The organism is Mesorhizobium sp. M3A.F.Ca.ET.175.01.1.1 (genome assembly GCF_004791945.1).
In the GTDB taxonomy this organism is placed as follows: Bacteria; Pseudomonadota; Alphaproteobacteria; order Rhizobiales; family Rhizobiaceae; genus Mesorhizobium.
The window spans coordinates 1-280 of the sequence record NZ_SRTP01000431.1 but is presented as its reverse complement, the minus strand read 5'-3'; the positions used below and the strand labels follow the sequence as shown (position 1 = coordinate 280).

Genomic DNA, 280 nt, shown 5'->3' with positions numbered 1-280 from the left:
ATAGCCGCAAGCGGAGTCCAGCGCGGTCGAGATGACGCCGGCATGCAGGAAGCCGTGCTGCTGGGTGAGTGACGGCGCGTAAGGCATCTCGATCTCGATGATGCCGGGGGTGACCAGCGTCAGCTCCGCGCCGATGGTGGCCATCGCCTTCTGGCGGGCAAAGGAAGTCCTGACGCGATCCTCATAGTCGGGAGCGGGTACGATCTTGGCTGCCATGGCCTTCGCCTCACGTTTTGCTGGCGAAGCTTATTGCAGAGGCGGGCAGGACAGGCAATCTCTT

The 280-nt window shown here is 62.9% G+C and carries 1 protein-coding gene; it reads right to left on the bottom strand.

Translation table 11 applies throughout. The annotated features are described in order from the left end of the window. A partial coding sequence (locus EN818_RS32300; RefSeq protein WP_135906775.1) for a PaaI family thioesterase occupies nt 1–216 on the bottom strand: 216 nt, incomplete at its 3' end. Nucleotides 217–280: the final 64 nt, after the last annotated feature.